This window comes from Paenibacillus sp. FSL H3-0286, from assembly GCF_045040705.1.
Taxonomy (GTDB): Bacteria; Bacillota; Bacilli; order Paenibacillales; family Paenibacillaceae; genus Paenibacillus_AQ; species Paenibacillus_AQ odorifer.
Map to the genome: position 1 here is coordinate 6,946,595 of NZ_CP150285.1, position 12,153 is coordinate 6,958,747.

General features: G+C 43.4%; 9 protein-coding genes. 2 read left to right on the forward strand and 7 right to left on the reverse strand.

Annotation, left to right across the window (positions count from 1 at the left end; genetic code table 11):
• Nucleotides 1–2 precede the first annotated feature (2 nt).
• From helD to MHB37_RS31005, 7 genes are all read right to left on the reverse strand, one after another.
• Complete coding sequence (gene helD, locus MHB37_RS30975; RefSeq protein ID WP_405168814.1) at nucleotides 3–2,429, reverse strand: RNA polymerase recycling motor HelD; 2,427 nt, start codon at nucleotides 2,427–2,429, stop codon at nucleotides 3–5.
• A gap of 571 nt (nucleotides 2,430–3,000) precedes the next feature.
• On the reverse strand, nucleotides 3,001–4,587 hold the full coding sequence (locus MHB37_RS30980) for an ABC transporter substrate-binding protein (RefSeq protein ID WP_076124223.1): 1,587 nt from the start codon (nucleotides 4,585–4,587) through the stop codon (nucleotides 3,001–3,003).
• Between the two features lie 54 nt (nucleotides 4,588–4,641).
• Complete coding sequence (locus MHB37_RS30985; RefSeq protein ID WP_076124225.1) at nucleotides 4,642–5,523, reverse strand: carbohydrate ABC transporter permease; 882 nt, start codon at nucleotides 5,521–5,523, stop codon at nucleotides 4,642–4,644.
• A 40-nt stretch (nucleotides 5,524–5,563) separates the two neighbouring features.
• Nucleotides 5,564–6,484, reverse strand: coding sequence for an ABC transporter permease (locus MHB37_RS30990; RefSeq protein ID WP_405168815.1), 921 nt, complete (start codon nucleotides 6,482–6,484; stop codon nucleotides 5,564–5,566).
• 196 nt (nucleotides 6,485–6,680) lie between these two features.
• Nucleotides 6,681–8,261 carry a response regulator gene (locus MHB37_RS30995; RefSeq protein ID WP_339245499.1) on the reverse strand — a complete coding sequence of 527 codons (1,581 nt, stop codon included), beginning with the start codon at nucleotides 8,259–8,261 and terminating at the stop codon, nucleotides 6,681–6,683.
• Nucleotides 8,262–8,266: 5 nt separating this feature from the next.
• Nucleotides 8,267–10,003, reverse strand: coding sequence for a sensor histidine kinase (locus tag MHB37_RS31000; protein WP_076191558.1), 1,737 nt, complete (start codon nucleotides 10,001–10,003; stop codon nucleotides 8,267–8,269).
• Nucleotides 10,004–10,103: 100 nt separating this feature from the next.
• On the reverse strand, nucleotides 10,104–10,538 hold the full coding sequence (locus MHB37_RS31005) for an Lrp/AsnC family transcriptional regulator (protein ID WP_076191556.1): 435 nt from the start codon (nucleotides 10,536–10,538) through the stop codon (nucleotides 10,104–10,106).
• Between the two features lie 158 nt (nucleotides 10,539–10,696).
• Here MHB37_RS31005 and MHB37_RS31010 point away from each other — a divergent pair, with 158 nt between their 5' ends.
• Nucleotides 10,697–11,161, forward strand: coding sequence for a VOC family protein (locus MHB37_RS31010; RefSeq protein WP_076181797.1), 465 nt, complete (start codon nucleotides 10,697–10,699; stop codon nucleotides 11,159–11,161).
• A gap of 385 nt (nucleotides 11,162–11,546) precedes the next feature.
• The gene (locus MHB37_RS31015) at nucleotides 11,547–12,134 is read left to right on the forward strand and encodes a class I SAM-dependent methyltransferase (protein WP_076191549.1); all 588 of its coding nucleotides are present in this window, start codon (nucleotides 11,547–11,549) and stop codon (nucleotides 12,132–12,134) included.
• Nucleotides 12,135–12,153 lie beyond the last annotated feature (19 nt).

Sequence of the window (12,153 nt, forward strand, 5' to 3'; positions counted from 1 at the left end):
TCTCATTGCACTACCTCATATAAAGATCCCTCTAACGGCTGAATAAAGTGTGACCAATCACCTGTTGTGTACAGCAGAAGCCGATGCATCGCACGCGTACAGGCTGTATAAAAAAGCTTGCGTTCGCTTTCCCGATCATACGTCTGTGTGGAAGCATCATAAATCAGTACGGCGTCGAATTCAACCCCTTTTGCGAGATAAGCGGGAATTACTAAAATGCCTTTCTCAAAAGTGAGCGTCTCCTTCGTAATGAGCCGCAGAGCTTCGCATCCTTGTGACTTTAATTCTTCATAGGCCGCACGGCTTTCAGCTGCAGTCTTGGTAATCACAGCAATAGAGTCGAGCCCTTCAGCCATCAACGCCGCGAGATCTTCTTTAATTCTTTTCGCCCGCTCTACATCGCTACTAGCGTTCACTAGGAACGGCTTCTTACCCTCTCTTTCAAAAGGTACGATCTCCTCATTAGGCAGCAACGCCTTCGTAAACTCCACAATCTGACGAGTTGAACGATAACTTCGAATTAGACGGATCAGGCTCGTTTCACCTTCACCATAAAGCCGGATCAAAGGTGAATCCACCTCGTGCAAATTCGTTGCTTGAGGGAAAATCGCTTGGCCGAAATCGCCGAGCACAGTCATGCGCGCGCGGGGAAACAGCTGTTTGAGAAACGCGTATTGGAACGGCGAATAATCCTGGCCTTCATCGATAAACAGATGCCGAACTTCTGTGTTCATACGAGTACCCTCGACAAGTTCTTTTAAATACAGGAATGGAGTGGCATCCTCGCAAAAGAGTTCATCGCGGCTCAGTTTTTCCTTTGTTTGCTTACAGATTTCCTGCCACTGAGCAGGCACCTCAGTCTCGTTCGCCATTTGCCGATAACTGGCATCGGCACTAAACAACTGATCGTATAACCCAATCGTATCTATGAACTTAAACCGTTTGACATCGCGTCTCAGCGGTGTAAAGTGCTCCTTCACAATCATGCGGCGCAGCAGTTCTTCTTCCTGCAGACCAAAGTCAAAAACATTCTCTTCCCCTTGGTCCTGATTAGGAAAATCCCCATAGTTCTCAAGATACTGAGTCGTAAAATCAAAGACGGCTTCCTCCCGCCGATACTTCTTAAGTATCTCACTGTAGGCTTCGGCATACTGATCGGTATCGAGGTAATCGAGTTCATCTTGAACCCAGAATGCCTCCTGTTCCTGACGCTCCAGCGAAGCCAACTGACGCAGTAGCCATTCACGCAATAAAACGATGCGGTTAGCCAGGCGAATGGAGCTATCATAGCTGTAAAATTGCGATTTCATCTGCTCCGCAGTAATCAACTCGCGGTCCCGAAAACGGATACTATGAAACAACATCCCTTCCTTCCCTAACCACAACGCATAGTTTTGCAAAGCATGCAGAAAAGCTTCTGAAGCTTTATACTGCATTCCAGTTAGCCGTGCTTCATACTCTGGAGAAGCTTTGGACGTCAGTACATATTCAATCTGCTCGAACGGGTCCTCTAGACGAAGCGTAGATCCAAGCCAATAATCAATATACTCCTGAAAGGTTGTTTGCTGCATATTCTCCTCGCCAAGCTCGGGAAGCACCGTAGATACATAACTGTTAAACATCGGATTAGGCGAAAAAAGAACAATCTGATCCGCTTTGAGCCTATCGCGGTGTTTATATAGCAAATAGGCTACCCGTTGCAGCGCTGCGGATGTTTTTCCGCTGCCCGCCGCCCCCTGCACAATGAGCATACGGCTACTATCGTTGCGGATAATAGCGTTCTGTTCCTTCTGAATAGTCGCCACGATGCTCTTCATTTGTGAATCCGCACCCTTACCAAGCACCTGCTGAAGTAATTCATCACCGATCGTTAAGCTCGTATCGAACACGTTCTGAAGCTGACCCTGACGGATCTGGTATTGCCGCTTCAGCATCATCGTTCCTGAGATTTGTCCTCCCGGTGTATCGTAAGTGGCGGGGCCTGGCGAATGGTCATAATACATACTTGCAATAGGTGTCCGCCAGTCATATACCAGAAAGTTCACACCTGCTGCATCGATGAAAGACGCCACCCCGATATAGATTTGCTCACTGGAGTTCAACCCATCTTCTTGAAAGTCCATTCGTCCAAAATAGGGTGACGGCAGCAGCCGTTTCATGTTCTTATAACGCAGCAGCCGTTGGCGGTGGCTACGTTCCCGCTCAGACAACAACGCTTCTTGCTGTTTTATACTGTAAAAGGTCTCCTCGAAATCCTCATGTGTGCTCGTATTAACCGTAACTTCCTCCCAAAACCGCTTACGGATGTCCGTCACCTGTTCACGTAATCCTGTCACTTCCGGTTCCAGCTCGCCAATCTTTGATTGCAATTCTTCCGTGACCGAATCTAGCCGTTTCTGTTCTCCCTGCCAATCTTTTTCGTTTAACATTTTTACTAACACGCTCCTTTTCAAGGTTGTTATCAAGAAGCAAAAATACAAATTTGACAAACTGCCAATCCGCGTGGTATTATTAATGTATAAATAAGATGTAATAAATCTGTCTAAAATACGCAGATTAACAGTGGTCTTCTCATAATATCACGTTATTTCATTGCGCGCAAATTATATATTAAGAAGAACCGGCAGCTCATGCCGGTTCTTCTTTTTTATTCCTTTCTGCAAAGAGTAGCCGTTCTCCCTAAGTATCCATTTCCCTAGCAAAAGGGTTGCTGCCTTTTGTTTCTGGTCTGCCTAACGGACCGAGGTGACTTTATTTACTTATTTTCAGCCTTTAAAGCAGACTTTCGGACTCCAGTGCAGCTATTCTTTATCTTGAGCTTCATTCTAGGCATGTTTTAGGCTAATAGCGACTGTGAGGTCCGTTAGTATTCCAAAAGTGCGATAATGCTGCTATTAGGGTCAACTGTGTCCGATAGCGGCTTCACCCGCGGATGAGCCCAATTAAACAGGGAGACCTAACAGCCATTTGATGACTGTTAGGTCTCCCTTATTCTGTAGCTTATTTGTTTGCCAAGAAAGCATCGATTTGAGTTTGTAGTTCGGTTTGAATTTTATCAATGCCCGCGGATTTCAGTTGCTTGTTCAGATCTTCAAGACCTTTGTCGATATCTTTGATTACGCCGTATTCGAGCGGAATCGCATAACGGAGCATTACGTTACCAACGTTGGCAATTTCCGTTTTCACTTTGCTGTTATCAAATACAAAGGTTTCCAGCGCGTAGTGATAGACATTTGCTTCCCAGCCTTTAGCCAGATCGTTTGCTTCTTGCGGGAATGCTTCATTGTCACGGTTAAGTGGCGAGTTGAAGTTCCAGTTAGAGAAGCCAGTATAGTTCGGATTCTTTTCAAGGGCTTTATATTTGTCATCGCCAACCGCTTCGTAATGTACACCGCTAAGGCCGTACATCATTAGGTCGTGCAGTTCTTTATCATTTTGCATCAGATCGAGGAACATCAAGGAACGTTCCACATTTCTGGAAGTAGCGTGGATCGAAGTACCGTTTTGGGTGGAAATCGCCACTGATTTCTTCTTGCCTTGGTTGATGTCAGCCAATGCTACTTCATAAGGGGAATTCTCTTGGCGCATCAAAGCCATAAGTGCTCCAAGTGTTCCGTTGTTGTGCGTAATCGATGCTGTTTTGCCTGCTTTAAAATCGGCCTGATGATCATTTTTACTGTTTAGAACGTTTTTCGACCATGCATTGTTATCAGCGAGATCTTTGTAATATACGAGTAGATCTTTAAACTCTTGCGTTTCATATACGTTAAATACTTGCCCTTTTTCATCCGTCAATTTGAAAGCAAACGGAAGGTCGAGATCAAACATATTCCATTCGTTTTGTTGCTTCAGCAATACACGGTCCAAATTATGATATTTCCAGTCTCCTGTTTCCGGGGTGAACGGTGTAATTCCTTTTTCGTTTTGTGCTATGGTTTTCAAGTAAGTGGCATACGCTTCTGGGCTGTTGATCTCCGGAAGATTGTATTTCTTACGCAAATCCTCGCGGTACAAAATCAGTTTTTCAACGGATTCCCCTCTGTTTTGCGGAACCATATACAGTTTGCCGTTTACCTTAGCTTGATCCCAGCTCACATCAGACATAGCTGCTAAAGTCTGCGGCATATATTTGGTAAGCAGCTCATCGGTCAATTCCAGGAATCCGCCTTTCAGCGCCTGGTCATTGTAACCAGCCCAGTTTGCCGAATAGATGAGGTCAAAATCCTCATTAGCTGCCAGCTTCAGCGGATATTTTTGTGCCCAGTCCGACCAATCCAGAAACTCGCCCTCTACAGTAGCATTAATTTTTTCTTTCAGCTTTTTATTAATCTCAGCAAAAACGCTATCATAGTCTATCGGTTTAGGGCCAACAAAAATCATTTTCAGCTTCACTTCTTTAGAGGTATCAAGGGTGTCTGAGGTAGTTGCAGGTTCTGAGTTGTTCGTAGTGTCGCTTCCTCCCTCTGACGCATTATTTGTAGCCTGTGCAGACGTATTAGCATTGTTATTGCCACCACCACATGCACTTAGAATCATTACGAAGGTTAAAACGAGCGCTAGCATCATCAATCTATTTCTCTTCAGCATCTCAAGCCTTCCCCCTTGTGTTTAATTATATTGATAAACCGAGTTTCCCCGGGTTCATCCTTTCACAGCACCAATCGTCAAACCTTGGACAAAATACCTCTGCACGAATGGATAAGCCAGCAAAATCGGGCCAGTGGCCACAACTGTCATCGCCATTTTCAAGCTCTCGGTTGGGATCGATGTCGTTACGACTGCCCCTGCACCCATCATCGCTTTGCGCATGCCATCCATATTGCCTAGCATTTTATACAAATAATATTGGAGCGGCATCAAGTTTTCATTCGATACAAACAGCAATGCATTGTACCAGTCATTCCAGTAGGCCAGCGCTAGAAACAATCCAATGGTAGCTAACGCCGGCTTGGACAGCGGCAGGATTAGACGAGCATAGATCTTAAAGTCGCCTGCGCCGTCAATTTTTGCTGATTCTACAATAGCTTCCGGAATGCTGCCCATAAAAGACTTCATAACAATGATATAAAAGACATTGAGCATCATCGGAACCACTAAGGCCATCAGCGTATCCTTCATATGAAGGTAGTTGACCATAAGCAGATACCACGGAACCAAACCGCCGCTAAACAAAGTCGTAAAGAAAAAGAAGAATGAAAATTTATTGCGCCACTTAAAATCTTTTCGGGATAGCGCATAAGCAGTCATCGAAGTCAGAAACAAGCCAAGCACCGTGCCGAGTATAGTAACTCCTATTGTCACTATATAGGCTTGAATCATCTGTTCGGGATACTTAAACAAAATGCTGTAGGCCTCAGTTGAGAAGGCAGTCGGTATAAATTGATAACCATCCGTTAGGATTTTGGATTCTTCCGTAAAGGATGAAGATACGACAAGTATAAAAGGAAAAATACATAAAACTGAGAGAAAAATCAGGGATACATAACCAATGCCTGAAAATATTTTACGATCAAGCTGCTTCATATCGTTACCTCCATTATGAAAGACTTAACTCCTGATACGATTAGAACAGAGCGCGGTCTTTGTCGTATTTACGGACAGCATAGTTCACTGACATGATCGTCGCGAAGCCAAGAACGGACTGGAAAACACCAGCTGCAGCTGACATGCCGATATCATTCGAAGTAATCAGTGACCTAAATACGAAAGTGTCGATAACGTCTGTCGAGGAGAACAACAAGCCGTTGTTGCCGATCATGTTATAGAACATCCCGAAATCACCACGGAAAATGTTCCCGACTGCCAGCAGCACCAGAATAATAATCGTTGGATACAAATTCGGAATGGTTACTTTCATAATTCGCTGAAAAATATTAGCCCCATCGATTTCGGCTGCTTCATACATTTCTGTATCTATCCCCGTAATCGCGGCCAAGTACATCACCGTTCCGTATCCGAGACTATTCCATGCAGAAACTATAACCAGAATATACGGCCAATAGGAAGGTGTATTATAAATATCGACAGGCTGGAGTCCGATACCTCTGAGCAAAGCATTCACGGTGCCAATATCATAATTGAGCAGGTTATAAGCAATCGCTCCGACAACGACCCATGAGATAAAGTAAGGCAGGAACAACGCCGATTGTGTGATTTTGCGGAACCATTTACCACCGACCTCAAACAACATAATCGCTGCAAAAATTTGCAAACTGTTATTGACGACGATAAACGCAATGTTATATAGTGCTGTATTTCGTGTTACCCGCCAAGCATCGCCTGATTCAAAGAAAAAGCGGAAGTTGTCGAGCCCGTTCCAGGCACTTCCAAAAATACCGCCCGCATAATCATAATGCTTGAAGGCAATAATAATGCCCGCCATCGGGACATAGGCAAACAGAAGGAAAAAAGCAACCGCCGGAGCCAGCATCAGCAAGAGAACCCTATAATTCTTTAAATCGCTCCAAAATGTATGCCCTTTCATCTTTGCACCCCTCTCTTCTCTATATCTCTTATTATAAAAGGGCACAGGCGCTTAGATAATTCAGCGAAACAACTAAACATAATACTAATTCAACGATTCGACAAAAAAAGGTTAGCCGGCAGACCAAAAACACCCGGCAGCGATTCTCCAATAACCGAAAAATCATCGCCGGGTTTTCATTTTCACCGCTTTTTTGTTAGATTTTATTTTTCTTCCGGTACTCACCGGGTGACATGCCCATGTATTGCTTGAACTGTCTGTTGAAATAAATAATATTTTTATATCCGGCTTGTTCTGCAATCTCATAAACTTTCTTAGTCGGATCTTCGAGCAGCTCGCATACCCGTTTCATCCGTAATTCACTTAAAAAATCGCTGAATAAACTGTTGGTTTCAACCTTAAATAAATGACCGAGATAGTTAGGCGTAAAATCGAAATGGGCGGCCACTTCGTTCAGCGTTATTTTTTGATCTAATCTTTCTTTCACATATTCCGTGATTTCATCAATTAACTTCCGCTTTTGTCTTTGCCGTTTCAAATAAAGCAGCTCCGACAACTCAAAAAATCTTCTTCTCAGCCAAGAGAGAATATCATGCACCGTTTCAAACTGAAACAGCACAAAGGGATGATGTGAATCCCAATTCAAAATCTCGTATAGATGCTCGTTCATTTGCTGCAGATCGGCATGAAGCTTGGAGGTAATTCGAATAATGATATCGTAGATGTCGTTTTTCTGGGAGAGCGGACTGTCCCCGGCAAACAGCTGCAGCAAACAATCATCAATGGTGGTAAGGTCGTAATCGAGCATCGCTTTAAGCATCCGGTCCACAATAACCTCTAAATCTGAGGCGATTTTTTCCTTCGGGCTCCATTCCGAGGCATCTTGGATGATTCTATTTTTCCCAACAATCCATTTAATACTTAAAGCAGCCTGAGCCTGCCGATAGGAATCATGCAGCTTACCCAGTTCTGTTGTGTACATCCCTCTTCCAATCGTAATTGAACAGGAAAATTCCTGATAGAATGACCGAATGAGCTCTTCCATCAAAGCGGTAAAATATTGTTCCTGAACCGCAGCAAGGATCACAAAATGATAGTCATAGGTTGTGATGACCATGCCTAAATTTTGATCTTGCGCGAACTTCCGGATAAAATGATTGGCTGTGCTGCTCCATAAACTCCGCTCTTCTTCCGTCCAAGTTTGGATTTTCCGTGCCATATCGTCAATCTCGACGATGGCAACCGCCGACGCACCTTGTAAGTAAGACGTAAGAACGTTGTGAATATGCGTCTCCACCTGCCCCGGGGCAGTCTCATTAAACCAGCGCAGCAGCAGCTCCTGATTCACAAGCGTCAGTGTTTCCGACAAGGAAATATGCTGCTTCCTCTCCTTCTCAATCTTGGCGCAGAGTTCAGTCAGTGTCTTATTTAACTCGTCATCATCAACGGGTTTAAGCAAATAACCGGAGGCATTTAATTGAATGGCCTCTTTGGCATAGTTGAAATCCTGATGTCCGCTAATAAAAAGCAGATGGACCTCAGGGTTAATCTCCTTCGCTTTCCGGGCAAATTCTACGCCCGACATAATCGGCATGCGGATATCGGAGAGAATGATATCAATGCGGTGCTGCTCCATCATTTTTAAAGCGGCGAAACCGCTCGTTGCCGTTCTCACGCTATGCAAAGGCAAATGATCACTGCCCGCCACCCGCCGTCTCAGCCATTCCAAATCGATCACTTCATCATCCACCAACAGAACGTTGATTTCCATCGCCATACTATTTACTCCCCCATAACTTCCCGGATTTCCGCATTATCCACCGGTAAGATAATTTGAACGGTCGTTCCTGCCCCAAAGTAACTGCCGATATGAATGCCGAAATCATGGCCGTATCTCAGCTTGATTCGTTCCTCCACGTTTCTCAGTCCATAGCTGCTCGAATGGAATGAGCTTGAACGCATATTTCGCAGTGTCTCCGCCCGCATACCAATTCCGTTATCGATGACCTTGAGCTCGATGCGTTCACCCAGCCGTTTTCCGGTAATCCGGATCGCAATCGTCTCCCCAAACCAAGCATGCTTGAATATATTTTCTACAAATGGCTGCAAAATCAGCTTAATGATGGGAACCTGTAAAATATCAGGATCAATATCATAATAAACCTCAAACGCATCGGCATACTTTACCCTCTGAATTTCAAGGTACATCCTTACCTGCTCCAGCTCTTTTTCAAGAGAGATATAGACATGTCCTTCATTCAAGGTGAGGCGATAGAATTTAGAAAGACCTTGTACCATCTGTGTAACCTTCTCAACTTCGCCCAAATTGGCTAAGCTGCCAATGGTCGACAATGTATTGTATAAAAAATGCGGACTGATCTGAGCTTGAAGCACATCCAGTTCTGCTTGCTTTTTCTGAATCCCTTGCTCATAGACGTTCTGGATCAGGTCCTGGATACTAGTCGCCATCTGATTAAAACTATTAGCAATGTAGACAAATTCATCATTCCCGGCAAACCCGATTCTTTTATAAAAATTCCCTTCCTGAAAGGACCGGACCAAATATACGATCCGTTTAATTTTTTTGCCTGATATGCGGGCAACGAGGAAGCCGATCACCGCCATGACTAAAAAGCTGATCAAACAAACCGTGGTGATCACCTTCTGCATTCGGCTAGCATCTTTATTCAAATAGGCATGCGGCACCCGTACCTCGATAGCATAGTCAGACAACGGAATATCTTCACTAATGATCAGATAAGCGTCTTGCTTCGCATGTTCATCGACAATACCTTGTTCATAAAGCGTTAATCCACTAACCCGATCCACTAGACGAAGGTCTATGCCCTGTTCAATCGGAAAGGTATCGAAATTGCCAAAAAGCTCGTCAATTCTCGCCGTGACGCGAATATAACCAATAATCGATGGGCCTCCCTTAGAAGAAACCAGCTTGCGGAAATACGAAATATTGCTTAGTTCACTGTCGCTGTCCGCCTGAAGCCACAAGCTGTCTTTGTTATTGGCAACAATCGACTTGAACCATTCCTTATCTTCAATAACCTGATCAGAAAGAATATAATAATCGCTTCTACCGATAGGTACAGACATATCATCACCGGGGATTTCAAGCATCGTCTCATTTGCGGTATAGAGCACAAGTCTCAGATTGTTCCCATACAATTGCAGAGGGGCTTTCATATAAGGAACGATATCATCCCTCATTTTGAGCATGTTTTCCAATGCATCTCCCCTAAACTGCAGAGCATTCTGAAAATTCGTATTGAGAAACAGCGAGTTAGTCATTCGTTTGATTTCATCTGTCTGATATTCGATATTGTTCCTCGTCTGCTTCAAAGCTGTCCGGACATTCGTTTCCGCCATTTCCGTTCTGGACTCTACGAGCATCGTATAAGCTATATAACCCACCAATACATCTGTCAGCAATACTAGAATGAGGTACGGTATCATCATCTTATAGGTGAACGGAATATACTTTTTACTGAATAAAAACCTCTCCATACCCATGCTCCCTTGTATCCGAGTTAATGCTAACGTTGTTTTCATCCATTCTACAATGGAATGAAAGCGGTTACTAGATATTGTGTTTGGAAAATGGGCTTTAGAGCAACACCCTGTTTTCCAATATATTTTTCAGACTGATATGAGATTTTGAAGGTCCAAACTTTATAAGGTTGTCTTGGAATTCAGCTAACTCCTCAATCGACGCGGTTTGCACCTTTATGAGGTAATTATATTCTCCGCTAATCCGATATAAATCGGTAACTTCCATAGCATATTTGCAAAAATCCGTAATCTCTTGGCAATGTTCTGTTTTTAATAGAATAAACGTAGTTGTGCCCCGATCCAGATCTCGTAGATTAAAAGCTGTATGATACCCAGAAATGATATTCCTTTCCTCCAGCTTGATCATTCGTTCTTTAACAGAGGGTTGTGACATCGAAACCTCTTTACTGATTTGTGAAATGGACATTCGGGCATTGTACTGAAGTAATTGCATAATCTTTTTATCAATGTCATCCACAAGTTGTTCCATAGCAAGCGCCTCCTAAACCCATTTTATAAAATAAACTTATTTCGCTATAATACCTTAAATTTAATAACCATATTACTACAAAACACTTATCTTATATATATATCTCATATTTTAATACAACTATAATAAGTATATATTAAAGTTGGGAGCGATTATAAATGAGTGTAAAAGGCCTTGCACATGTAGCGATTCAAGCCAAAGACTATAAAGCAACTATTTCTTTCTATATTGACGTTTTAGGATTCAAGCTAGGTCATCATTGGAGTCTGCCATCCTTTCAGATCAAAGAAGCCTCCATGCTGATTTCACCTGACCGCAGAACCTGTATTGAGATTTTTGATAATGATGCAGTCATCGCCGCTCAAGGAAAAAAAGCCTTGTCTGATGAAGATATAGCACACGGAGCGTTATTACATCTTGCCTTCTATGTGGATAATGTAGAGGAGATATATCAAAAAGCCCTTGCACATGGGGCAAAGGCTTTTATAGCACCGGATTCTCTGTCTCTGGGCGAACCGCCTCTTCTAATTAAAAATGCGATCATTCACAGTCCCAATGGAGAAGTTATCGAATTTCTTGAAGAGGTTGATTTTGATATGTCCAGCAAAGTTCATGTAGAATAAACGCTAGGGAGGGTTATGAATTATAAAACATACCATTCTCAGTAAAAAGTCGCTTTTCCTCTTAATTTTTTTGATATTTCTTATAGGAGTCTACTTTTTATTCTTTGGACTTCCGTGGAAGTCTCTGGCTTTAAAAAAGCAATTTGAAGTCTATTTAGAAGATAAATATCAAATCGATTTCCAGCTGGGTAAGATGGACTTTGATTTTATACATCGCACTTATCTTTCTTATGCCCATCCAGCAAATGATCCCACTCTGATTTTTTATGTAGGTCAAGATATTGAAAGCAAGGAAATTCAGGATCTTTATCAATATGAAGTTAATAAACGAAATGCTGGGAGAAAGTAAGAGAATTGAATCCTGCTTCTAGCAGATGAAGAAGGAATGATAGTATTGATCGTGATTCAAGTCATCGCTTGGCTCATCGCCTTCGCAGCCTTGTTATCCATGGTGTCGATTGTGCTGGTGAGCTGGAGGAACGGGATATCGCCGATGCCTACGTCAAAATCTGTACGCTCGGCTGTTGCCGTTGAGGTGAATCGGATTCCGGGATATAGCAGCATTGTGGAGGCGGGATCGGGTTGGGGAACACTTGGCATGGATGTTATTCGCCAATGTCCAGGCAAAAGGCTGACAGGCATTGAAAATTCCAGTATTCCCTTGTGGACATCCCAGCTGCTTGCTAGGTTCGGCACACGTATGCTGCGAGCAGACGAAGGCCAGAATCTGCTCCACGGAAGGCTTCGTTATGTACGTGGGGATATTTATAGCAGCTCTTACGAGCATGCGGATATTGTTCTTTGTTACTTATTTCCCGGAGCGATGAAACGGCTGGGGGACAAGTTCAAGCGTGAGCTACTGCCGGGCGCGGTGGTCATTAGCATTTGTTTTGCCCTTCCAGGCATGCAGCCTGTCCGTACCATAACATGCACGGACACACTGCGTACCAAGGTATATGTATACACTTTTTAATTCAGGATTACCCCACTAC